Source organism: Paenarthrobacter sp. MSM-2-10-13 (genome assembly GCF_011605365.1).
In the GTDB taxonomy this organism is placed as follows: Bacteria; Actinomycetota; Actinomycetes; order Actinomycetales; family Micrococcaceae; genus Arthrobacter.
In genome coordinates, this window is sequence record NZ_JAAOXO010000001.1 from 756,613 (window position 1) to 780,138 (window position 23,526).

At 61.3% G+C, this 23,526-nt stretch carries 21 protein-coding genes and 1 tRNA gene; 13 read left to right on the top strand and 9 right to left on the bottom strand.

What is annotated here, in order from left to right; all coding sequences use genetic code 11:
• Positions 1 to 66 precede the first annotated feature (66 nt).
• From HAV21_RS03655 to aceE, 6 genes are all read right to left on the bottom strand, one after another.
• Positions 67 to 1,302, bottom strand: coding sequence for a beta-ketoacyl-[acyl-carrier-protein] synthase II (locus tag HAV21_RS03655; protein ID WP_142938953.1), 1,236 nt, complete (start codon positions 1,300 to 1,302; stop codon positions 67 to 69).
• Between the two features lie 132 nt (positions 1,303 to 1,434).
• Complete coding sequence (locus HAV21_RS03660; RefSeq protein ID WP_011692310.1) at positions 1,435 to 1,680, bottom strand: acyl carrier protein; 246 nt, start codon at positions 1,678 to 1,680, stop codon at positions 1,435 to 1,437.
• A gap of 121 nt (positions 1,681 to 1,801) precedes the next feature.
• The gene (locus HAV21_RS03665) at positions 1,802 to 2,863 is read right to left on the bottom strand and encodes a beta-ketoacyl-ACP synthase III (RefSeq protein WP_142938954.1); all 1,062 of its coding nucleotides are present in this window, start codon (positions 2,861 to 2,863) and stop codon (positions 1,802 to 1,804) included.
• Positions 2,860 to 3,789 carry an ACP S-malonyltransferase gene (locus HAV21_RS03670; protein WP_347877599.1) on the bottom strand — a complete coding sequence of 310 codons (930 nt, stop codon included), beginning with the start codon at positions 3,787 to 3,789 and terminating at the stop codon, positions 2,860 to 2,862. The genes HAV21_RS03665 and HAV21_RS03670 overlap by 4 nt, the downstream gene beginning before the upstream one ends.
• A gap of 88 nt (positions 3,790 to 3,877) precedes the next feature.
• Complete coding sequence (locus tag HAV21_RS03675; RefSeq protein ID WP_166840460.1) at positions 3,878 to 5,122, bottom strand: helix-turn-helix domain-containing protein; 1,245 nt, start codon at positions 5,120 to 5,122, stop codon at positions 3,878 to 3,880.
• 192 nt (positions 5,123 to 5,314) lie between these two features.
• Complete coding sequence (aceE, locus tag HAV21_RS03680) at positions 5,315 to 8,107, bottom strand: pyruvate dehydrogenase (acetyl-transferring), homodimeric type (RefSeq protein ID WP_208095836.1); 2,793 nt, start codon at positions 8,105 to 8,107, stop codon at positions 5,315 to 5,317.
• Positions 8,108 to 8,488: 381 nt separating this feature from the next.
• Between aceE and HAV21_RS03685 the strand changes: the two genes are divergently transcribed.
• The 8 genes from HAV21_RS03685 to HAV21_RS03720 all read left to right on the top strand — a co-directional run bounded on the left by HAV21_RS03685 (position 8,489) and on the right by HAV21_RS03720 (position 15,669).
• The gene (locus tag HAV21_RS03685) at positions 8,489 to 8,908 is read left to right on the top strand and encodes a DUF3052 domain-containing protein (protein ID WP_024817136.1); all 420 of its coding nucleotides are present in this window, start codon (positions 8,489 to 8,491) and stop codon (positions 8,906 to 8,908) included.
• The gene (locus HAV21_RS03690; RefSeq protein WP_166840463.1) at positions 8,905 to 9,402 is read left to right on the top strand and encodes a peroxiredoxin; all 498 of its coding nucleotides are present in this window, start codon (positions 8,905 to 8,907) and stop codon (positions 9,400 to 9,402) included. Before HAV21_RS03685 ends, HAV21_RS03690 begins: the two co-directional genes overlap by 4 nt.
• A 29-nt stretch (positions 9,403 to 9,431) precedes the next feature.
• Positions 9,432 to 10,361 carry an NAD-dependent protein deacetylase gene (locus HAV21_RS03695; RefSeq protein ID WP_208095840.1) on the top strand — a complete coding sequence of 310 codons (930 nt, stop codon included), beginning with the start codon at positions 9,432 to 9,434 and terminating at the stop codon, positions 10,359 to 10,361.
• Positions 10,362 to 10,427: 66 nt separating this feature from the next.
• Positions 10,428 to 10,503 (top strand) — tRNA-Val (locus HAV21_RS03700).
• A gap of 125 nt (positions 10,504 to 10,628) precedes the next feature.
• Positions 10,629 to 10,919, top strand: coding sequence for a hypothetical protein (locus tag HAV21_RS03705; protein ID WP_166840466.1), 291 nt, complete (start codon positions 10,629 to 10,631; stop codon positions 10,917 to 10,919).
• A 221-nt stretch (positions 10,920 to 11,140) separates the two neighbouring features.
• Positions 11,141 to 11,935, top strand: a complete 795-nt coding sequence (locus HAV21_RS03710) for an IclR family transcriptional regulator (RefSeq protein ID WP_142938961.1) — start codon at positions 11,141 to 11,143, stop codon at positions 11,933 to 11,935.
• A gap of 141 nt (positions 11,936 to 12,076) precedes the next feature.
• Positions 12,077 to 13,435 (top strand): MFS transporter, encoded by a 1,359-nt coding sequence (locus HAV21_RS03715; protein ID WP_166840468.1) that lies wholly within the window; start codon positions 12,077 to 12,079, stop codon positions 13,433 to 13,435.
• Between the two features lie 176 nt (positions 13,436 to 13,611).
• Positions 13,612 to 15,669, top strand: a complete 2,058-nt coding sequence (locus HAV21_RS03720) for an acyltransferase family protein (RefSeq protein ID WP_166840470.1) — start codon at positions 13,612 to 13,614, stop codon at positions 15,667 to 15,669.
• Positions 15,670 to 15,674: 5 nt separating this feature from the next.
• Here HAV21_RS03720 and HAV21_RS03725 read toward each other — a convergent pair whose 3' ends face one another.
• Complete coding sequence (locus HAV21_RS03725; protein ID WP_166840472.1) at positions 15,675 to 16,742, bottom strand: D-2-hydroxyacid dehydrogenase; 1,068 nt, start codon at positions 16,740 to 16,742, stop codon at positions 15,675 to 15,677.
• 68 nt (positions 16,743 to 16,810) lie between these two features.
• Between HAV21_RS03725 and HAV21_RS03730 the strand changes: the two genes are divergently transcribed.
• From HAV21_RS03730 to HAV21_RS03740, 3 genes are read left to right on the top strand one after another with little or no spacing between them, the layout of a single operon-like run.
• Entirely contained in the window at positions 16,811 to 17,722 is a 912-nt protein-coding gene (locus tag HAV21_RS03730; RefSeq protein WP_166840474.1) for an NAD(P)-dependent oxidoreductase, read from the top strand.
• Positions 17,723 to 17,758: 36 nt separating this feature from the next.
• Positions 17,759 to 18,529: an SDR family oxidoreductase gene (locus HAV21_RS03735; protein ID WP_166840913.1), complete on the top strand. Its 771-nt coding sequence runs from the start codon at positions 17,759 to 17,761 to the stop codon at positions 18,527 to 18,529.
• On the top strand, positions 18,529 to 19,578 hold the full coding sequence (locus HAV21_RS03740) for an L-idonate 5-dehydrogenase (protein ID WP_166840476.1): 1,050 nt from the start codon (positions 18,529 to 18,531) through the stop codon (positions 19,576 to 19,578). Before HAV21_RS03735 ends, HAV21_RS03740 begins: the two co-directional genes overlap by 1 nt.
• Positions 19,579 to 19,581: 3 nt before the next feature.
• On the opposite strand, the gene HAV21_RS03745 is transcribed toward HAV21_RS03740, so the two are convergent.
• A complete protein-coding gene (locus tag HAV21_RS03745; RefSeq protein ID WP_142938967.1) occupies positions 19,582 to 20,310 on the bottom strand; it encodes an FCD domain-containing protein in 729 nt (242 codons plus the stop codon).
• Positions 20,311 to 20,543: 233 nt separating this feature from the next.
• Here HAV21_RS03745 and gndA point away from each other — a divergent pair, with 233 nt between their 5' ends.
• Both gndA and HAV21_RS03755 read left to right on the top strand, forming a co-directional pair.
• Positions 20,544 to 21,980, top strand: a complete 1,437-nt coding sequence (gndA, locus tag HAV21_RS03750) for an NADP-dependent phosphogluconate dehydrogenase (protein ID WP_142938968.1) — start codon at positions 20,544 to 20,546, stop codon at positions 21,978 to 21,980.
• Positions 21,981 to 22,084: 104 nt separating this feature from the next.
• Complete coding sequence (locus tag HAV21_RS03755) at positions 22,085 to 22,924, top strand: oxidoreductase (RefSeq protein ID WP_166840478.1); 840 nt, start codon at positions 22,085 to 22,087, stop codon at positions 22,922 to 22,924.
• Here HAV21_RS03755 and epsC read toward each other — a convergent pair.
• Positions 22,921 to 23,505 carry a serine O-acetyltransferase EpsC gene (gene epsC / locus HAV21_RS03760; RefSeq protein WP_062069163.1) on the bottom strand — a complete coding sequence of 195 codons (585 nt, stop codon included), beginning with the start codon at positions 23,503 to 23,505 and terminating at the stop codon, positions 22,921 to 22,923. The genes HAV21_RS03755 and epsC overlap by 4 nt on opposite strands.
• Between the last annotated feature and the right edge of the window lie 21 nt (positions 23,506 to 23,526).

Genomic DNA, 23,526 nt, shown 5'->3' on the forward strand with positions numbered 1-23,526 from the left:
GGAAGGGCCCCGCCTGCTGGTGGGGCCCTTCTTTTGTCTCATTGGGATGGCTGCGTAAATCCTCGCTCAGACGTTCCGGACAGCGATGACGGCGTTGTGCCCACCAAAGCCGAAGGAGTTACTCAGGGCCACGATGTCGCCGGCGGGAAGATCGCGAACGGACGTCACGACGTCGAGGGGGATCTCGGGATCCTGGTTTTCGAGGTTGATAGTTACCGGTGCCTTGCGCTCGTAGACGGCCAGTACGGTCAGGACAGCCTCAACGGCCCCTGAAGCACCCAGGAGGTGACCCATTTGCGACTTGGTAGCGGAGACCGCCACGTTGTCTACATGCGTGCCCAGGGCGGCACGTAGGGCCGTGTACTCAGGCTTGTCGCCAACGGGAGTTGAGGTGGCGTGTGCGTTGACGTGCACCACGTCCTCCGCTTGGATCCGGCCATCGAACATGGCCGCCTTCAGGGCACGGGTTGCGCCCAGGCCCTCCGGGTCCGGTGCCGTGATGTGGTAGGCATCGGCAGTGACGGACGTCCCAGCGAGTTCGGCATAAATGCGCGCCCCTCGTGCGATCGCGTGTTCCTCGGCCTCGAGGACCAAGGCGCCGGCGCCTTCGCCCATGACAAAGCCGTCACGGTCGATGTCGTATGGACGGGAGGCACGTTCCGGCTCGTCGTTGCGACGCGACAAGGCCTGCATGGAGGAGAACGCAGCCAAGGGCATCGGGTGGATGGCAGCTTCAGCACCACCACACACCACAACGTCTGCTTTGCCGGAGCGGATCAGGTCCAATCCGAGGTGGAGGGCCTCGGTGCCGGATGCGCAGGCCGAAACGGGAGTGTGCGCGCCAGCGCGGGCACCGAGGTCGAGGCTGACAGCGGCTGCCACGCCATTGGGCATGAGCATGGGAACAGTCATGGGCAGGACCCTGCGGGGGCCTTTGTCCCTGAGCGTGTCCCACGCATCCAGCAGCGTCCAGACACCGCCGATGCCGGTGGCGAATGCTACGGCGAGCCGGTCGTGGTCGATTTCTTCGATCCCGGAGTCAGACCATGCCTCACGCGCTGCGATGACACCAAACTGCGTGGAGGGGTCCATGCGCTTGGCCTCAACGCGGCTCAGGACCTCGAGTGCCGGCGTCGAGCACCGTGCAGCAAAGTGGACGGGGAGGTCGTACTTGGTCACCCACTCGTCGCCAAGCGTGCGGGCGCCGGAGACCCCTTTCAGCGCGTTCTGCCACATTGTGGGTACGTCGCCGCCGATGGGAGTGGTGGCCCCCAGACCGGTTATGACTACTTTGCGTGCCATGCGATCACTCTCTGTCGGATAGCCGTCCCGCATGCGCGGTTCACAGGGGGAGGCAAGAAAATCTATGGGTGTTACTGCGGCTGTGCCGGGCGCAAGGATAGGGATCCCGGCCCGGCACAGCTGGTGACAGGACTAGGCCTGTGCGTTGGCGATGAAGCTGACGGCATCGCCGACGGTCTTGAGGTTCTTGACCTCTTCGTCCGGGATACGTACGCCGAACTTTTCTTCAGCGTTCACGACGATGGTCATCATGGAGATGGAGTCGATGTCCAGGTCCTCGGTGAAGGACTTGTCCAGCTCCACGGCTTCGGTGGCGAGGCCGGTTTCTTCGTTGACGATTTCAGCCAGGCCGGCCAGGATCTCTTCGTTGCTAGCCATTGTTGGCTCCTTTTCTTGTTGGACCGGCTACTGCCGGAAAGGGGGCAAACCGCGGGTTGCGGCTTGGGTTTGTAAGTCGTATTCAGTTGGGCTGTTGCCAGGTGACCGGGAGGAGGCCCGGCTACGGCAGAACCACTACCTGGGCGCCGAAGACCAGTCCGGCGCCGAACCCGATCTGCAGTGCCAGGCCGCCGCTCAGCTCAGGGTTTTCCTGGAGCAAGCGGTGTGTTGCCAACGGGATGGATGCCGCGGACGTGTTGCCCGCTTGGGCGATGTCGCGGCCGATGACAACAGATTCGGGAAGCTTGAGCTTCTTGACCATCTCGTCAATGATGCGCATGTTCGCCTGGTGGGGAACGAAGGCAGCGAGGTCGCTGGCTTCGATGCCGGCGGCGTCCAGAGCCTGCTGCGCTACCTTGGCCATTTCCCAGACGGCCCAGCGGAAAACGGTCTGACCGTCCTGCCGCAGGGTGGGCCAAACATCCTGGGTTGCCGAAAGAATGGCGGGGTCGTCAGTTTCATCGGAGTGCCGCGCGGATTCGCCCAGCTTTTTGACGTCCTCCAGGGAGTGGGTCATGCCGATGGCGTCCCACTTGCTTCCATCGGAGCCCCAGACCGAGGGGCCGATGCCGGGAGTCTCAGATGGGCCAACCACAACGGCACCTGCGCCGTCGCCGAGCAGGAAGGATATGGTGCGCTCGTGGTTATCGATGACATCGGAGAGCTTCTCCGCACCGACAACCAGGACGTACTGGGCTGCACCTGAACGTACCAGGGCATCGGCCTGGGCCACTCCGTAGCAGTACCCTGCACAGGCGGCCGAAATGTCGAAGGCCGGTGCCGGCGTCGCGCCCAAACGGTCGGTGAGTGCAGCGGCGGCCGACGGAGTGGCGTAAGGGTGTGTCACGGTGGACACGATCACGGCGCCCAGTTGGGAGGCTTCGATTCCGGCTTGCTTGAGCGCTTCGCGTGCAGCGCCTTCTGCCATGTCGATGACGCTGACGTCAGCAGCAGCGCGGTGGCGGGTGATGATTCCGGTGCGCTGGCGGATCCATTCATCCGAGGAGTCGATCCACTGGCAGACGTCGTCGTTGGTGACGATGACATCCGGGCGGTATGCACCGATGCCCAGGATGCGGGCATTCTCGTTGACAACAGCCTTGTTCAATACGGGAGTGCTCATGCCTGTCCCTCCAGTTCTGCGAAGAGCGCGAGAGCCGCGGACAGGTCATCCGGGGTTTTCACGGCAACAGTCTTGACGCCAGGCATGCCGCGCTTTGCGAGCCCTGCGAGTGTGCCGGCCGGTGCCAGTTCAATGACGCCGGTGACGCTGCGCTCAACCAGCGTTTCCATGCACAGATCCCAGCGGACCGGCCGTGAGACCTGCGCAATCAGGCTTTCCACGGCTGCAGGACCTGCTGTAACTTCCTTGCCGTCGAAGTTGGACAACAGCGGAACAGCCGGGTTCTGCGGCGACAAGGACGGCTTGAGGGCTTCGAGGGCGCTGACCGCCGGTGCCATGTGGGAAGTGTGGAAGGCGCCGGCAACCTTCAGCGGGATGACGCGGGCCTTCGCCGGTGGGTTGTCCGCCAAAGCCTTGAGCTGTTCGAACGTCCCCGCGGCAACTGTTTGTCCGGCCCCGTTGACGTTGGCCGGAGTGGCGCCCGCGGCTTCAATAGCTGCCAGGACCTCCGCGGGGTCTCCGCCCACAACTGCACTCATGCCCGTGGGCGTCACGGCAGCTGCTGCGGCCATGCTGTTTGCGCGTTCCCGAACGAAGGTCATTGCCTCGGGCTCGGTGAGCACACCGGCAAGGGCTGACGCCGTGATTTCGCCGACGGAGTGCCCGGCGAGGATGACGGGAAGTGTGCTGAGTTCGACATCGAACAAGGACTTGGCAGCCACCAGGCCGGCAGCGACGATCAGGGGCTGCGCTACGGCAGTGTCCTTGATGGTCTCTTCATCCGACGTGGTTCCGTGGGCCTTGAGGTCAATGCCTGCGATTTCGCTTAGTGCGGCCAATTGGCCTTCGACGGAGGGGAGTTCCAGCCAAGGGGCCAAAAATCCGGGGGTCTGGGAGCCCTGTCCAGGGCAGACGATTGCAAGCACGTATCCAGCTTTCCAAATTGGCGCGTGATCCACTGGTGTTTTGGTACACCAAGCTCACTGGGTCAGTTTGTAGGAAGTCTACAACGGTTCAGTTCTGTGAACGTGACGCGTGACGTTCGGGAGCGGCTTTTGGTTGGGCTGAAAGACGGCCTACCACCAGCGCCGTTTGCAGCACAAACGCCTCCCGCGGGAGGAGGGGATCCCACCCTGTTACGTCGCAGACACGCTTCAAACGGTAGCGCACAGTGTTGGCATGGACGAACAGTTCACGCGCAGTGGCTTCCAGTGAGTGCCCCAATTCCAAGTACGTTCCCAAGGTCTCAACGAGGCCATTGGAGGCGGCCAGCAGAGGCCTGTAAATGTTTTTGATCAGTGATCTGCGGGCGGCGTCATCACCGGAAACAACCCGCTCCGGAAGGAGATCGTCGGCAGCTACGGGCCGTGGTGCGGAAGGCCACGCACGGGCCGCAGTGAGCCCTGCGAACGCCGCCTGGGCTGAACCGCTCGCCTCCAGCAAGGAACCTGCTTCCGGTCCGTAGACCACGGCGCCAGGGGCAAAAAGCTCACTGAGCTTGACGTAGGCGGTGTCGCGGTCCTGCAGGCCGCCAAGGATGAGAATGAGCCGATCACCCTGGATTCCTACGAGTGCGTCCTCGGCGAAGCGGCCGGCAGTGCGGCGGAGTTCGCTAACGTAACTTGCGCTTGGTTCCGAGGGCGAATTTCCCACCATTACGGTGAATCGCTCCTGAGCTTTCCAGCCAAGGGCGGCGATTCGGGACCTCAGGGCATCAGTGTTTTCGCCCCGCAGAATAGCGTCAACGATCAGCGCCTCAAGGCGCGTATCCCATGAACCTCGGGATTCGGCAGCCCGTGCATACACATCGGCGGCCGCGAAGGCTACCTCCCGCGAATAGCGCAGGACGGCTTCGCGGAGTGAGGGTTGGTCCGATTCCGGCGCAATGACAGGTACCTGGTCCTCCACGACTTCCACAACGATGCGGATCAGTTGCAGGGCCTTTTGCAGGCTGATGGAGCGGGTCAGCTCAGTAGGGGCGTTGCCAAAGACGTCGGTGAGAATCCACGACGGTGAACTGGGCCTCTCGTACCACGTCACAAAGGCGGCAATACCGTTCTGGGCCACCAGTCCCAAGGCCGAACGCTCGTCGGAGCTCAGACGGCCATACCACGGCAAAGACTTCTCCAGTTGGCGCATGGTGCTGGTGGACAATTGGCCCACATTGGCGCGGAGTTGCCGCAGGGTTTCGGCCTTTTCAGGTGACAATGCCCGGGGCGCTGCCTTGCGCTTGGTAGTGGTTTTGCTCGGCTCTGCCATGGAACGAGCATACGGCCCATCCCGGACAAGCTCCATTTGTGCGAAGGCTACAACTCTTGTTGTTGCTGGTCACGTCGTTGCCGGCACGCCCAGCCCGGTTAAAACCCGACGGCGGCCCTCACCTTTCGGTGAAGGCCGCCGTCGCGGTTAGTGCTGGCGTAGCTGGTGACTGCGTGAGTCACCCACTATCAGTTAGGCGTCGCCGCCTGCTCCGCCGGTGGTGCCGGCGTTCACATCCAGGAGCCGGTACTTCTCGATCGCCTTTTCCAGCGCACCTGCTTCAACTTCTCCCTTGGCGGCGAGGAGCTGGAGGGTTTTGGCGACGATGGAGTGGGTGTCGTTTTTGAAGTAGCGGCGTGCGGCTTGGCGGGTGTCGGAGAAGCCGAAGCCGTCTGCTCCGAGGGAGGCGAAGTCGTTGGGGATGAATTGGCGGATTTGGTCGGGGACGGCTTTCATGTAGTCGGACACGGCGATGACGGGTCCGGTGGTGTCTTTGAGTTGTTCGGTGATGAACGGGGTGCGGGCGGGTTGGCCGGGGTTGAGGAAGGCGTGTTCTTCGGCGGCGAGTCCGTCGCGGCGGAGTTCGTTCCAGGAGGTCACGGACCAGACTTCGGCGGCGACTCCCCAGTCTTCGTTCAGGATCCGGGCTGCTTCGATGGCCCAGGGCACGGACACGCCGGAGGCGAGGATGTTCGCGGTGGGCCGGTTTGAGTCGCCTTGCGGGGCTTCTGCGAGGCGGTAGATGCCTTTGAGGAGTCCGTTGATGTCGAGGTTTTCGGGTTCCGCGGGTTGGGTGATGGGTTCGTTGTAGACGGTGAGGTAGTACATCACGTTCCGGTCTTCACCGGTGCCGTCTGTACTGTCGGGTCCGTACATTTGTTCGAGGCCGTGGCGGATGATGTGGCCGATTTCGTAGCCGTAGGCGGGGTCGTAGGTTTTCACGGCGGGGTTGGTGGAGGCCAGGATGGGGGAGTGTCCGTCGGCGTGTTGGAGTCCTTCGCCGGTGAGGGTGGTTCGTCCTGCGGTGGCGCCGATGATGAAGCCGCGGGTCATTTGGTCCGCTGCGGCCCAGAACGAATCTCCGGTGCGTTGGAAGCCGAACATGGAGTAGAACACGTAGATCGGGACCAGGGGTTCGCCGTGGGTGGCGTAGGAGGTCCCGGCGGCGGTGAACGCTGCGACGGCGCCGGCTTCGTTGATGCCGGGGTGGATCAGTTGTCCGGCGGGTGATTCTTTGTAGGCCAGGACGAGGTCGCGGTCCACGGAGAGGTAGTTCTGGCCTTTGGGGTTGTAGATTTTCGCGGTCGGGAAGAACGCGTCCATCCCGAAGGTGCGGGATTCGTCGGGGACGACGGGCACGAACCGGGCGCCGAAGTTTTTATCCCGCATGAGGTCCTTCAACAGCCGGACGAAGGCCATGGTGGTGGCGGCTTGTTGTTTCCCGGATCCGCGTTTGGCCACTTCGTAGGATTTCGCTTCGGGGAGGGTGACTTCGGTGTGGGTGCGGCGGCGTTCGGGGACGAACCCGCCAAGTTCTGCCCGGCGGTCCATCAGGTATTTGATTTCGGGGGCGTCCATGCCGGGGTGGTAGTACGGGGGACGGTAGAGGTCAGCGTCGAGTTGGTCATCGCTGATGGGGATGCGGAGGTGGTCACGGAAGGCTTTGAGGTCTTCCATGGTGAGTTTCTTCATTTGGTGGGTCGCGTTGCGGCCCTCGAAGTGGGGGCCCAGGCCGTAGCCCTTGACCGTTTTGGCCAGGATCACGGTGGGTTTGCCCTTGAATTCGGTGGCTGCCTTGTAGGCGGCGTAGACCTTGCGGTAGTCGTGACCGCCGCGTTTGAGGCCCCAGATCTGCTCGTCGTCCAGGTCCGCGACCATGTCTTTGGTCTGCGGGGATTTGCCGAAGAAGTGTTCCCGGACGAACCCGCCGGACTCGGCCTTGTAGGTTTGGTAGTCACCATCGGGGGTTTCGTTCATGATTTTCACCAACGCCCCGTCCTTGTCCGCTTCCAGGAGGGAATCCCACTCACGGCCCCAGACGACCTTGATCACGTTCCAGCCCGCACCGCGGAAGAACGCCTCCAACTCCTGCATGATCTTGCCGTTACCGCGGACCGGTCCGTCCAGGCGCTGGAGGTTGCAGTTGATCACGAAGTTCAGGTTGTCCAGGTTCTCGTTCGCGGCGAGCTGGAGCAGGCCACGGGACTCGGGCTCGTCCATTTCCCCGTCCCCCAGGAACGCCCAGACCTGCTGATCCGAGGTGTCTTTAATGCCACGGTTCTGCAAATACCGGTTGGACTGGGCCTGGTAGATCGCGTTCATCGGGCCGATACCCATGGACACGGTGGGGAATTCCCAGAAATCCGGCATCAGGCGCGGGTGCGGGTAGGAGGACAGGGCGTGGCCTTCTTTGGACTTTTCCTGACGGAACCCGTCCAAGTCCTCTTCCGTGAGGCGGCCTTCCATGAACGCCCGGGCGTACATGCCCGGCGAGGCGTGGCCCTGGAAGAACACCTGATCCCCGCCCGAGGGGTGGTCCTTGCCGCGGAAGAAGTGGTTGAACCCCACCTCATACAGGGTCGCAGCACCGGCATAGGTGGAAATGTGCCCGCCCACACCAATATCGGAACGCTGCGCACGATGGACCATCACCGCAGCGTTCCAGCGCATATAAGCCCGGTACCGGCGCTCGAACTCCTCGTTCCCCGGGAACTGTGCTTCCTGGTCCACCGGGATCGTGTTCACATAATCAGTGGTCGTCACCATCGGCACACCCACCGACCTCGCACCAGCACGCTGCAACAACGAACGCATAATGTACTGGGCACGCTCGGTACCCTGCTCCGCGATCAACGCATCAAGGGACTCAATCCACTCCGCGGTCTCTTCCGGATCACGATCAGGCAGCTGGGCAGTCAACCCGCTGAGGATGTGTGAGGTCTCTTCTCCTGCAGCCACGTCCAACCTTCCTTTAGGCGCATGCATCGGCGCCTCAAGTCCGGCAGGGTATCTGCCCGTCGTGAACGCGTCGTGTGCGACATCTCTGTTTCAACAGCCCGGTCGGATGCGCCGGGCAGGTCTTGTGAGCGCGTGGCTGCCTTTGGGAACTTCCCGGGGCGATCGCCCTGCAGCCGTAGCACTCATGGCCACTCTAGCTTTCGCGGCGTCGCGATGCGTAGCCGCGGGACCTGAGGAGCGTTGTATGTCACAGTCCGGGCCCCTCCGTGACGCAAAGCACGCGATCTTCGAGGACCCAAAACACCGTGTGGAATGCGGAATATGGCCGCTGGCTGGGACAATGGCTTGAAGCACACGCCCAAAGGGTGTTGGCTGTTAGTAATGGAAGTCACTGCAAAAGGAGGAAACGTGAGCGAGGCCGACGCCGCCACATCGGTAAATGTGGCGGAAAGAATGGGTTTCAAAGATGGGGATCTGATTCAGGAACGCGGCTACGACGACGACGTCGATTTCGACTTGCGTGAGGACATCGAAGATGTCACTGGCTCCGAGTTGTTGGATGAAGATGATCATGATGTCGTGGATGCTGTTGTTTTCTGGTGGCGTGACGGCGACGGTGACCTTGTTGATGCCCTCATGGACTCTCTCACCAACCTGAAGGAAGGCGGAGTTGTTTGGGTGCTGACGCCAAAGTCAGGCCGTGACAACTACGTATCTCCGGCAGACATCCAGGATGCCGCACCCACCTCCGGGTTGCACCTGACTACATCGGCAGGGGTTTCAAAGGACTGGAGCGCCACGCGTTTGGTGCCCAAGAAGAACAAGTGACCGAAGTCCAACAGGTAGCTGCCTCCATGCTCGCTCCCCAAGTAGGGCAGCTCGCACCGGATTTTGAACTGCTGAACCAGTACGGTGAGCCTGTGCGCTTGACCGACTTTCAAGGCCGCAACGTTGTTGTCGTGTTCTTTCCTTTTGCCTTCTCCGGGATTTGCACGGGGGAACTTTGTGAGATTCGCGACAACATCGCTGCCTTCAAGGATTCGAACGCCACGGTATTGGCCATTTCCGTTGACAGTAAGTTCGCCCAGCGGGCCTACGCTGAGCACGAGCAGTTCGGCTTTGATCTCTTGGCAGACTTTTGGCCACACGGGGCGGTAGCAAGAAACTACGGTGTCTTCGACGAAGCGAGTGGCATGGCGTTGAGGGGGACGTTCATCATCGACGCTTCGGGACTCGTCCAATATGTGGTTATCAACCCTCGCGGCCAGGCAAGGGACTTTGCCGAGTACCGTCGGGCGTTGTCGGCGTTGGCAGGGCAGTAGTCGTGAGCCGTCACAGCCCCGGGGTGGGTATGACTGGATTTGCCAGCATGGCCCCTGCGCCGGCCGCGCAACTGAGCCCCAAGGAACTGGAAGAACTGAGGGCTGCCTTGGATCTCCTTGGGGGGAAGCGCTTGGCTGTTCTCACGGGGGCCGGGTTGAGTACCGATTCCGGAATTCCTGATTACCGAGGACCGGGTTCTGCGCCTCGGAACCCCATGACCTACCAGGAGTTCATAGGAAGTGAGCCGAATCGTCGCCGTTATTGGGCGCGGAACCACCTTGGGTGGTCCCATCTCAGGCACGCCGATCCTAATGCCGGGCATGTGGCCGTCGCCCTTCTGGAGCGGCGAGGTTTGCTGACAGGTCTTATCACCCAAAACGTTGACAGGTTGCACGAGGACGCCGGAAGCCTCAACGTGGTGGACCTGCATGGGCGCTTTGACCAGGTCATTTGCCTGGATAACGGGCACACCTTCAGCAGGCGCTTGATCGCAGCAATCCTTGAAGAAATCAATCCCGGTTTCCTGGAAGCCGCGTTGGAATCCGGAGTGGTGGAAATGGCTCCGGATGCCGATGCCACGGTAGAGGATTCTGAGCTCATCACCTCGTTCGTTATGGCTGTGTGCCCCATCTGCGGCGGGACGTTGAAGCCGGACTTTGTGTACTTCGGAGAGAACGTCCCCAAGGACCGTGTGGCCCGCGCTTACGGGATGGTGGATGATGCGGAGGCACTCCTCGTGGCGGGGTCGTCACTGACGGTTCAGAGTGGACTGCGGTTCGTGCGGCACGCTGCTAAAGCGGAAAAGCCAGTGGTTATCATCAACCGCGGAACTACCCGTGGGGATGACTTTGCACAGCTGAAACTGGAGCTGGGTGTGAGCGGCGCTTTGGACTACCTGGCACGCACTTTGCCGGATCTTCCCCGGGCTCATGAGCCGATTGGTGTTTCCGGCGGTTGATCATGTAGAGTCATTGTTCGTTGGTCGAAGCGCGGAGGAAGTTGCGAAGCGCGGAAACAGCACATTGGGTCTTTAGCTCAGCTGGTAGAGCGCCACGTTTACACCGTGGATGTCATCGGTTCGATCCCGGTAGGACCCACCAAGGAAAACCCCGCTGTTCAAGTCACAAGGCTTGGGCGGCGGGGTTTTTTGTGCCTCCGAATCCCGGCTCGGATCGATAGCTTCCGCAAACCTTAAATGTCAGAGCCACCCCCTACGGTTCTTTGCATGGAGCAGGTATACATCCCCACAGTTGAGCAAGGTGCCCCGGCAGTAATAGTGCGGGGAGGTAGGGAGTGGCCCATGGTTGTGGAACCTGTCCGCTGGTTTGAGCGGGTTGCCTGGTGGGAGGATTCCCGGCGGATGCCGCGGGGGCAGGGGCGGGTAGATGTTGAAGTCTGGCAGGTTCAGATTCGCTTGGGAGACAACCCGGAGTCTGGCATCGTCACCTGGGAATTGGTGCGGGACGGTTCCGGTGGCAGCTGGTCCATACGGGGTGAGGAACTCGCTGCTGCGTAGAACTGGTCGGGGAAATGGATGAGCTCTCCACCACGACTATTGGGGGATGCCGCGGTGGAGAGCTCGAAGATGAATATACAGAGAACTTTTGGGTTTGAAAAGTATGGCCCATGCCCAAGGGTTAGGGCGGTCGGGTTCCAGCCCTTCTCGCGGTCCTCATTCCACTATGATGAGTAATGTTCAGCAGAATGGACACCGAATTGCGATGTTGAAGGAGAATCATGGCCGATTCCCGCTCCTCCCGTTCCGAAGGGCTGGGCGCCTCATCGCCGGCGCCCGCCGTCACTCGTGCCGCTGCGGTGCTGGAGGCGCTTGCGGAGTCGCCTGCAGGCCGCTTGACGCTCAGCGACCTCTCGCGTGAACTCGGCATCCCCAAGTCTTCTACCTCCAATTTGCTGTTGGCGCTCGAAGAGGCCCGCCTCATCACCAGGCAGGGCGCGGATTTTGCCTTGGGTAGAAAGCTCGTTGAACTCGGTGCTGCTTATCTCAGTCGACTCGACGAGGTCCAGGAGTTCTATAAATACTGTGAGCAGGCCCCTACGCTCTCCGGGGAGACCGTAAGGATCGCGATGCTCGACGGTGATCACGTCATCTACCTGGCCCGGTACGAGGGTCACCCGGCCGTTAGGTTAACGTCCAATATCGGCGACAAGATGCCCGTCTCGCTGTGCAGCGTAGGTAAGGCGCTCATTGCGCAGCTGCACGATCACGATATCGACTCCATGTTCCCTGATGGCATGGCGCTCCCCACCATGACTGCCAACTCCCTCAAGACTGCTGAGGAGCTCAAGGCGCAGATTTCCGCTATCCGTAAGCAGGGGTACGCGTTCGAAGACGAAGAGTCCACCGTGGGGGTGGTGTGCCTGGCCGTTCCTGTCCCCACTCATGGAGCCCATGGCCCCAGCCTCGGTCTGTCCGTGACAGCACTGAAGGCTACATATTCGGACGAGCAAGGCGCGCTCATGGTCAAGGAACTCAAGGAGTTGGCACGGTCATTGGGCAACCCCATGGGCTAGTCTGACCGGCCGAATTAATAAATCTGATTACAACCTTGGCAGCGCGTTCAACAAGCTGTACGCTGTTCATCATAGTGATCTTGGCGGTGATGCCATCACTATCTCACTGGGCCAACGGGGGCCCGGGGTGATTTTGAGGGAGTGCTTGTGATAACTCGTGCAAATGAAAAGCTCGCAGCCGAGGCTGACGACGCCGTAGTTGAGCCGGAACAGCTCCGCAGGGCTACACTGGCCAGCTCTGTGGGATCGGCGCTGGAGTACTACGACTTCTACATTTACGGCTTGGCGTCGGCGCTGATCTTTGGTCCACTGTTCTTTTCGCCGCTGGGCCCCGATGGCGCACTGATTGCTTCCTTCGCAACCTACGGCGTTGGCTTCGCCGCACGGCCGTTTGGTGGTTTGATCTTCGGCTACATCGGGGACAGGTTTGGCAGGAAAATGGTGCTGATCCTGACCATCGCGTTGATGGGGACGGCGAGCTTTGCCATCGGCCTGCTCCCTACGTTCGAGCAGGCCGGAATGCTCGGCGCTGTTCTGCTGGTGACGCTGCGAATCGTTCAGGGACTGGGAGCCGGGGCGGAGCAGGCCGGCGCAACAACTTTGATCTCGGAAGTGGCTCCGCGTCGCCGTCGTGGGTTCTTCGCTTCGCTGCCGTTCGTCGGCATCCAGTTAGGCACGCTCCTCGGTGCCGGAACTTTTGCTCTTATTGCGATGGCGGATAAGTCCGTCCTGCAGGGCTGGTTGTGGCGAGTGCCCTTCCTTGCCAGTTTCATTCTGATCGCAGTAGCCATCTTCATCCGCCTCAAGCTCAAGGAAACCCCGGCCTTCCAGGAGCTGGAGAAGCACAAGAACGTGGTCAAGAATCCGATTGGCGCGCTCTGGAAGCACTCAAAGAAGAATGTCCTGCTGGGCATTGGTCTTCGCATGGGAGAGAACGGCAACTCATCGATCTACTCCGCGCTGCTGGTGTCCTTTATGAGCATGCCGGCGGGAGTCTTCGCAGGAAACAACTCCATCGGTCCGGTTGGCCTCCTGATTGCTGCCGGCTTCGCGGCTGTCATGGTGGTGACATTTGGTGCCTTGTCCGACCGCTACGGTCGTGTTCCCGTGTACCGCTATGGAGCTCTCTTCCAGGCGATCATCGCGGTTCCCGCCTTCTATCTGGTCACTCTCGGAAACGTCACTCTGGTCTGGGTAGTCATGGCGGTGGGCATTGCAATCGGTGTCCAGTCGATGCTCGGCCCACAGTGCCCTCTGCTCCCCGAACTCTTCGGATCGCAATACCGTTTCACCGGCGTGGCCATGAGCCGCGAAATTTCAGCGGTTCTGGCTGGTGGCTTGGCGCCGCTGCTTGGCGCGCTCATGTTGGCTGCTACAAACCACTCATGGCTGGTCCTGGCCATCTACTCGCTGGTCCTGGCTCTTATCTCCTTCGTGACCACGTTCTTCACGCCTGAAACTGCAGGCAGGGACCTCGTCAGCACGGAAGACGCTAAATAGTTCCCCAACGAACAACCGGGCGCAGGAATACCTGAAAACCAACAGAAACAGCGCGGCACCTTCCTTGTGGAGGGTGCAGCGCTGCTTTGTCTTGGACACAAAAACGCGTCCGAGGAGTGTGATGGCAAAACCCCGGTGGCAGTGCAGAATTGGTGCAGCGAATGAGGAGCGTGTCCATGACGGCTACCAAGGGCCTCACATCACCGGAAAGTCCTGGTCAGGTCCGGGCGGGCGGACGGGGTACAAAGTTTAGGCCCGAGATCCAGGGCCTTCGATCTTTGGCCGTTCTCATGGTTGTCTCATATCACATCTGGTTTGGCCGGGTTTCCGGTGGGGTGGATGTCTTCCTGCTGATTTCGGCGTTCCTCATGACCCTGCAATTCGTGAGCCGTTTCGAGGATGCCCGGCCGGTATCACTGGTGCGGCACTGGTTGCACCTGTTCTGGCGACTGCTGCCCGCCGTCGTGGTGGTGCTGCTTGGCACGTTGGCGGCCACGTATGTGGTCATTCCCCGCACGCGATGGATCGAGATAGTCAACCAAAGCTGGGCGTCCCTCTTCTACGTTCAAAATTGGCTGCTTCAGCGCCAGGTGGTCAACTACTACGCTGCAGACCACAGCGTGGCAAGCCCTTTTCAGCACTTCTGGTCCCTGTCCATTCAGGGGCAAGTGTTCATCCTGTGGCCGGCCATTTTTGTTGCTACGGCCTGGGCGTGCCGCCGGTTCAGCTTGCGGTATCGGGCCGTGCTGCTAGGAGTGTTCGGACTGATTTTTGCAGTTTCGCTGGCTTATTCGGTCTATTTCACGGCCGCCCATCAGGAACTTGCTTATTTCGATACGTTTGCCCGGCTGTGGGAGTTTGCGTTGGGAACCCTGGTGGCGCTGTTGCTTCCCTATCTTCGGCCCGGCCGGGGGCTGAGGGGCGTGCTGGGGTGGGTGGGCATAGCCGCCATGCTGAGCTGTGGTGCTGTCCTGCAGGTCCAGACCGCGTTTCCGGGTTTCGTGGCGCTGTGGCCGACCCTCGCGGCCGTGGCTGTCATCGTCGCGGGGCAATCTGGAAGCCGCTTCGGAGTTGACAGGATCCTTTCGTCCAAGCTGCTGGTGGGGCTGGGCTCCACCTCATATGCCCTTTACCTGTGGCATTGGCCGCTGTTGGTGATCACCTTGGTGTGGATCGGCCAAGACCACGCAGATGCGATCACCGGCACCTTGATTGTGGGTGCGTCCTTGGTGTTGGCGTTTCTCACCACCAGGTTTGTAGAGCAGCCCCTGCGTGCATGGAGGTGGCCGGAAGCTAGGAAACGTCGTCTGGCTGTGGCTGTGCTGGTTTGCCTGGCAGTGGCTGCAGCCCCGATGGCGCAGTTTGGATTCCAGCAACAGGCGGAGAAGAACCTTATTGCCAAGCAAAGTGATGATGACAACCCCGGAGCGCGGGCCTTGCTACCTGGCTACGTTGACCGGGTTGGCGACGGCGCACGGACGCTGCCCACCCCTGAGCAGCTTCCGGAAGATTGGGGAAAGCTCGATGGCCCGTGTACCGGTGAGCTCCGCCCCACGGATCCGGTGCTTTTTGCAGAGTGCCAGCAGAACGACGTCGGCGCTGACGCAGAGAAGACCGTCTTTGTGGTGGGTCAGTCCCATTCGCTGCAATGGCTCGGAGCGATCGGTCCGCTGGCCAAGGAGAACCGCTGGCGTGTCCAGGCAGTCACCTTCGGTGCCTGCCCTTTCATGACTGAAACCGATGAGGTAGGGGACGAATGCAATGCGTTCAACAGGAACGTCAGGGAACACATCCGTATCCATCGGCCCGATGCTGTCTTCCTGGTAGGAACAGCGGCAGTTCCCGACTCACCTGACGAGGACCTCACGTGGGGGCTCGACGAGTTGGTGGGTGAAATTACTGATCAGGGCGTGAAAGTCATCGCCATGCGGGACAACCCGCGTTTCTCCTTTAGCCCCAGTGAATGTGCCATGGCCTCCGGAGTGGATGATCCGCGGTGCCGCCCTGCCCTGTCTTCGGTGCTCGCCGAGACCAATCCTTTGGATCAGTTGGAAGGGACTTTCACGGGATTGTCCATCCTGGACATGACGGACCTGATCTGTGACGGCACGGCCTGTCCAGGCATTGTGGGCAACGTTTATGTTTACCTCGACGACAACCACCTCTCGAGCACTTATGTCAGGACCATGACCGACACGTTGTCCGAGAGGTGGCTTGACGCCACGGGCTGGTAGCAGGCCTAGTAGAAGTGAACCGGATCCACCACGTGCGGGAGTTCTCCACCGTCCAGGAATGAACGCAGGTTGCTGCAGAAGCGTTCCGCGATGAGCCGGTTTTCGGCAGCACTCAATGCAGAAGTGTGCGGGGACACCAGGACCTTGGGGTGGTTCCATAAGGGGCTGTCCTGGGGGAGCGGTTCCACCGCGAAAACGTCCAGGCAGGCGTATGAAAGCTGGCCGTTGTTCAGCGCCTCCAGCAAGGCGTCTTCATCCACCACGGTTCCGCGGCCCACGTTCACAAACACGGTGCCCGGTTTCATGGCGGAGAAAATGTCACTGTTGAAAAGATTCTCCGTGTACGGCGTGCCGGGAAGTGTATTGATCACGGCATCGGCATCAGCCACCAGGCGGGGAAGACCATCATTGTTGGTGACCTCCTCGATTCCCTCGATGGATTCCACAGTGCGCTTGGTTCCGCTGACTTTCATGCCCAGCGCCCGCACGATTCGGGCAGTTTCCATGCCAATTTCACCGAGGCCGGCGATAACCACTTTCGAGCCGTTGGCCAGTTTGGTGGGTGTTCTCAGCTCTGGCCAAACCTTGGCGGCTTGATCCCGCGCCATTTCGGCGCTGCGCTTGAAGCCGTTGAGGATGCCGAAGGCTGAAAACTCTGCCAGCGGCAGCGCGTGGACACCTGCGGACGTGGTCACGCGGAACTTCTGCAGGGTTTCGGTGTCGAGCCCTGAAGCCTTGACCGCGCCACCGGCTCCTGCCGCCATGGCGTGAATCCACTGCAAGTGCGGGTTGCTCGCAGCGATGCGCGCCAATCCGGCTGGGCTTTCATTGGGGAAGCCGTACAGGACCTGTGCCCGGTTGAGCATGTCCCAGTAGCGTTCCTCCTGCTCGGGTGTGCGCGTGGATTCCGGATCGCCGGCGTGATCGGCCGGGAAGCGTTCCGGCGGCAGGAGCTCGGGTTCGTAGAGAACTGTTATGGAAGGATCTACGGCGCGGATCAGCTCTACATGCTCGGCTTCGAGGGGTACAGCGATGGCGATGGTAAGTTCATCAGTCGTCATAGTGTTCATCATACTGAATGACGGCTAGGATATTGAACAGAATTTCTATAGATGACCACAAAGAAGTGAGGTTACCCACCATGACAAGCAAACGCGTAGGCTTCGTAGGCTTAGGTCTCATGGGAGCCCCCATGGCATCAAACATCGCCAGAGCCGGTTGGGACGTCACCGCCTGGAATCGCTCCGGGGCCGTCTTTGAAGGCCTCTCCGGCGTGCGGCGCGCAGCAGCCGTGGCGGAGCTGCGGGACGAGGACACCATCATCTTTATGCTCCCCGATCTGCCCTTCATCGAGGAAGCCGCCGCGGACCTTCTCGAATCATGGCGGAACAAGGCACCCCGGCCGGGTACCGCCGTCGTCGTCATGAGCAGCGTTTCCCCCACCGCGGTCCAACTGTTTGGCGACACCGTTCACGAGGCATCCGGCGGTAACGCCGCGGTGGTGGACGCGCCGGTCAGCGGCGGTACCGCCGGGGCGCACAGCGGAAGCCTTGCCATCATGGTGGGCGGCACCCAAAGCCAGTTCGAAGCGCTCAAGCCGCTTCTGGAAACCATGGGGACCACGGTCCGGCGCATGGGGCCGCTGGGTTCGGGGTCGCTCGCCAAAGCCTGCAACCAACTCATCGTAGGGACAACGACGGCGGCCCTCGCCGAAGCGGCTGAACTCGCGGAACGCTCCGGTATGGACGTGCGGGCACTCTTTGAGGTCCTTTCCGGAGGGCTGGCCGGAAGCCGGGTGCTGGAGAACGTTGGCCCACGCCTGGCCGCCAAGGACTATGCGCCCACCGGGCCGGCAAAGTTCATGCACAAGGACCTCGGCTTCGTGCTCACCAGCGCACAAGCCGTTGGTTCCGCGGTCCCCATGGCATCGGCAGCAATCGACCTTTACGCCGAACTCAAACGCCAAGGACTCGGTGATCAAGACCTCGCCGTTGTCCGTCAGGCCATCGCAAACCTCAGCCTTTCACCAGCCGCGACGTCGAACAGCAACTGAACCGGCGCAACACCAGAAGGAATGAAGAACAAAACTATGAATGGACTTTTTGATCTGACCGGGCGGGTTGCCTTGGTCACTGGTTCAAGCCGCGGTATCGGCAATGCCCTGGCCAGGGGCCTTGCCGATGCCGGCGCGACGGTGGTGCTCAATGGCATCAGCACTGAACGCCTGGAGAAAGCCCACCAGGCCATGGCCGCTGACTATCCGGTGGAAAGGGTCCATAGCCGGGCTTTCGATGTCACCGACGCAACGGACGCTGCTGAGGGTGTGGCTTGGATTGAACAGAACGTGGGGCCTTTGGACATCCTGGTTAACAACGCCGGAATTCAGCACCGTGTCCCCATGCTGGAGCTCGACGTCAAGGACTGGGACCGTGTCATCACCACGGACCTCACCAGCGCCTTCCTGGTAGGCCGGGAAGCGGCACGGCATATGATCTCCCGGGGACACGGCAAGATCATCAACATCTGCTCGGTCCAAACGGACCTGGCGCGCCCCACCATCGCCCCCTATGTGGCTGCCAAGGGCGGACTCCGCAACCTCACCCGCGCCATGACGGCAGAATGGGCCGCCTCCGGTTTGCAGATCAACGGAATCGCGCCGGGGTACATCCACACGGAAATGACCCAAAACCTGGTGGACGATGCTGACTTCAATTCCTGGATCCTTGGCCGGACCCCGGCCAATCGCTGGGGCACTACGGCAGACCTTGCCGGGCCCACCGTATGGCTCGCCTCCCAGGCCTCGAACTTCGTGATCGGCCAGACGATCTTCGTCGACGGTGGAATGACGGTGGTGGTCTGATGAGCATTATTCTCCCGGCCTCAGGCCCCGCCGTGGTTGCCCATGGCAAGGGCGACCTTAGGATTGAAGACATCCCCTTGGCAGTGCCGGCTACGGATGAAGCGATCGTGGAGATTGCCTACGGCGGGATCTGCGGATCGGACCTTCACTACTGGCTGCACGGAGCAGCAGGGGAGTCCATCCTCAAAGAGCCCATGGTCCTTGGACACGAAATCGTGGGCGTAGTGGTCCAGCAGGCAGCCGACGGTACCGGCCCCGCCGAGGGAACCCCCGTGGCCGTCCACCCGGCAACCCCGGCACCCGGCGATGTCAGATACCCCCAGGAACGGCCCAACCTCTCCCCGGGCTGCACCTACCTTGGCAGTGCTGCCCGGTACCCCCACACAGACGGCGCGTTCAGCCGCTACGCCACCCTTCCCTCAAGGATGCTGCGCCCGCTGCCGGAGAACCTGGACCTGAGGACGGCCGCACTGGTTGAGCCCGCCAGCGTCGCTTGGCATGCCGTAGGCCGCGCGGGAGACGTCAGGGGAAAGACAGCCCTGGTGATTGGCAGCGGTCCGATCGGTGCACTCGCCGTTGCCGTCCTGAAGCGTGCCGGCGCGGCCCGGATTGTCGCCGTCGACATGCATGACAAGCCCCTGGAAATCGCCCTTGCCGTTGGCGCCGATGAGATCCTCAAAGGCGACAACACCGAGGCCATCGCGGCAGTGGACGCCGACGTCGTTATTGAATCCTCTGGAAGCCATTTTGGCCTTGCCTCGGCCATCAAGGGCACTACTCGCGGCGGCAAGGTGGTGATGGTGGGACTCCTGCCGTCCGGACCCCAGCCGGTGTTCATCTCCCTCGCCATCACCCGCGAGCTGGAACTCCTTGGCTCGTTCCGCTTCAACGGCGAGATCGATGAGGTCATTGCTGCACTGGCCGATGGTTCGCTGTTCGTCGACCCCGTGGTAACCCACGAGTTCGGCCTTGCCCAGGGCCTGGAGGCTTTTGAGGTGGCGAAGAACTCCGCTGAATCCGGAAAAGTGCTGCTGAACTTTCAGGGATAAAGACTAGTTCCTGGCGACGGGGACGAACACGCGGGGCTGGTCATTCCAACTGGGTGCCAGCTCCGCAATGGTCTGCTTCATGATTTTTGCTGCGGCTTCGCGCGCAACGGACCCGTCGCCCGCATCAATCGCGTGGGCGACGTCCATGTGCCACTGAAGCGCTTGCTTCTGGGGATGTTCCGGCATAAGTCCGTGCACAGTTCTACCTGTGAGGGTCTCCGTGACCTGGCCAATCAGGTTGGCGAACATTTCGTTGCCGGAGCCGGAGAGGACCAACGCGTGGAACCTGATGTCGAGGTCAAGGAACCGGGCCATGTCACCGGCATCGCCGGCTTCCTTCATGGCAAGGGAGATGCCCACCAGCTCCTTCCGAAGACTTTCCGGGGCGTTCCCGGCGGCCAGTTCCGCTGCTACAGGTTCGACGGCGGAACGCAGCTCAGCGAGCGACCTCAACTGGGCGCCGCGCCCTTCGCCGGCCAGCCGCCAACGAATCACCAGAGGATCGAAAGGGTTCCAACGATGTGCCGGCAAGACCCTGATGCCTACTCGCTTGATGGTCTCCACAAGTCCCAGCGACTGCAGCACACGGACGGCTTCACGGACCACTGAACGCGAAACTTTGAGTTCGTCTTCCAAGTGCTCGGCCAGCATGACATGGCCCGTGGGCAGGGCGCCGCCGACGATTTTGGTGCCCAAGTGCTCTACGGCGCGGTGGTGGAGGCTGGTTGACATAGTGGTAAGCATAGTGGCGCGGCGACCTCAGGTGCGCAGAGGAATCCGGGGCGGCATCATAGACTGTTTATGACGCGGCACCGTTCCAAAACGTGGGCGCCGCTTTCCCGCACCTGGCTTAAATACGTATGGTTTATTACAGCCCCTGGTTTTGAAATCGCTTCCCGCGTGCCCCATTGGGTATCGGGCGACTGTTTGTACACGAACTTGTACAAGAACGAAATGGAGTTTTGATGTCAGCACACATCGGTGTCACCGGCCTTGCGGTGATGGGCGCCAACCTGGCCCGCAACCTTGCCCGCAACGGCTTCACTGTGGCTCTCCACAACCGCTCCGTGGAAAAGACTGACGCCCTGCTGGAAAAGCACGGCACGGACGGCGACTTCATCCGCACGGAAACACTGCAGGAACTCGTCGACTCCCTTGAAAAGCCCCGCCGCGTCCTCATCATGGTCAAGGCAGGCGCTCCCGTTGACAACGTGATCGAGCAGCTCGAGCCGTTGCTTGAAGCCGGGGACATCATCATCGATGCCGGTAACTCGCACTACGAGGACACCCGCCGCCGCGAAGCTGCCCTGGCCAAGAAGGATCTGCACTTTGTCGGCGTCGGTGTCTCCGGTGGCGAAGAAGGCGCCCTGAACGGCCCGTCCATCATGCCCGGCGGCTCCAAGGAGTCCTACGACGCCCTCGGACCCCTGCTGGAGAAAATCTCCGCCAAGGTGGACGGCGAACCGTGCTGTGCATGGATCGGCACCGACGGCGCCGGCCACTTCGTCAAGATGGTCCACAATGGCATCGAGTACGCCGACATGCAGGTTATTGGTGAAGCATTCGACCTCCTCCGCTCCGGTGCAGGCATTGAGCCCGCCGAGCAGTCCAAGATCTTCGCTGAGTGGAACAAGGGCGATCTGTCCTCCTTCCTGATCGAAATCTCCGCAGAGGTCCTGGGCCACGTTGATGCTAAGACCGGCAAGCCGTTTGTTGACGTCGTGGTGGATGCCGCAGGTCAGAAGGGCACCGGACGCTGGACGGTCATCTCCGCTCTGGAACTGGGTTCCCCGGTCTCCGGCATCGCTGAGTCCGTTTTCGCGCGCGCACTGTCCTCCCAGACAGAGCAGCGCAAGCTCGGCCAGGAACTGCTCGCCGGTGAAGAAGCTTCCGTGGAAATCCCCGAAACCTTCGTCGAGGACGTCCGCCAGGCTCTCTACGCCTCCAAGCTGGTCTCCTACGCCCAGGGCCTGGACATGCTGACCTCCGCCGCCAAGGAGTACGGCTGGGACCTCAAGCTGGACGAGATCGCTTCCCTGTGGCGCGCCGGCTGCATCATCCGCGCAGAACTGCTCAAGGACATCACCAAGGCCTACGCTGCCGATGAGAAGCCCGCCAACCTGCTGTTTGCGCCGGCCTTCACCAAGGCCATCGCTGAAGCGCTTCCGGCTTGGCGCCGGGTTGTAGCCACGGCTGTCCAGCTGGGCATCCCCGTTCCGGTGTTCTCGTCCTCCCTGGCGTACTACGACGGCCTGCGCCGCAAGCGCGTTGCCGCCGCCCTGATCCAGGGCCAGCGCGACCTCTTCGGTGCACACACCTACGGTCGTGTGGACACCGAGGGTACGTTCCACACCCTCTGGGGCGAAGACAAGTCCGAGATCTCGGCCGTCGACACCCACTAGCAGCACCATTCCGCAAGGCCGGTTCCTCCCAGTTACGCTGGGTGGGCCGGCCTTTGCCGTAGTGAATTGTTTTCCGTTCCTTACCGAACTCAAGGAGACCAGCCATGGCACCCCGTATCGCGTTTGTCACCGGGGCGTCCACCGGGATCGGTTTCGACGCGGCCATAGCACTCAGGTCAGCTGGTTTCACTGTCTATGCAGGCGCACGACGTGTGGGCAAGATGGAGCCGTTGAAGCAACACGGCATTAGTGTTCTGTCTTTGGATGTCACGTCGGAGGAATCGATGGCGTCCGCGGTGGCGCTGATCGAAGCTGCCCATGGACCAATTGACGTGCTGGTCAACAACGCGGGCTACGGTTCCTATGGCTCACTGGAGGAAGTTCCGTTGGCTGAGGGCCGGCGGCAATTTGAGGTCAATGTCATGGGTCTGGCGAGGATGAGCCAACTCGTCATACCCGGGATGCGCAGGGCCGGATCAGGCCGGATCATCAACATCACCTCAATAGGCGGCAAAATATATGAGCCGTTGGGCGCCTGGTACCACGGCACCAAGTTTGCGGTGGAGGGCATGAGTGATTCGTTGCGGCTTGAGTTGAAGCCACACGGAATCGACGTGGTCATTATTGAACCATCGGGAACAGACAGTGAGTGGGGCGGCATTGCGGGGGAGGGCCTGCTCATGGCCTCGGGCAGCGGGCCCTACAGGCAACAAGCGCACGTTGTGGCTGCCGCGTTGGCATCCACGTCCGGAACCGGCCATGTGTTGTCTACGCCGGCGGGGGTTGTGGCCAGAACCATTACTCGCGCCGCAACGGCAAAACGCCCCAGAACCCGTTACCCGGTGGGCAGGGGCGCCTGGAGCGTCCTGGCGATGCGTAAGATTCTTCCGGACCGCGCCTTCGACATTGTCTTCTGGAACTTCTACCGAAGGCTGGCTGGCTAGATCCGGTATTCGATGTAGTACTCCGCCGGATCCACGGCCGGTTTGGTTTCGGACCGGGCATCACGATGCCGCCACGTGGCGGGGATGCCTGTGATGATGGACTCCGGTGGTGCGTCCTTCACCACCACGGCGTTGGCGCCGATAGCGCTGCCGGCACCGATGGTAATGGGACCCAGGACCTTTGCACCGGCTCCAATGGTGACGCGGTCGCCGATGGTTGGGTGACGCTTGACCTTGGCCAACGATCGTCCGCCGAGCGTTACTCCGTGATAAATCATCACGTCCTCGCCGATCTCGGCTGTTTCACCAATCACCACTCCCATGCCGTGATCAATGAAGAACCGCCGGCCAATGGTCGCGCCGGGATGGATTTCGATGCCGGTGAGGAATCGAGCCAACTGGGATATCAGGCGCGCAGGAAAACGGAGCGCCGGATTCTGCCAGAGCCGATGAGTTATCCGATGCGCCCAAATGGCGTGCAGTCCGGAGTAGGCGAAAAAGTTCTCAAAAGAGCCTCGAGCCGCCGGGTCGTGGGACCGGGCGGCATCGAGGTCTTCCTTAAGCCTTGCGAAGAAGCTCACAAAGACCTTTCTACAGGAAAT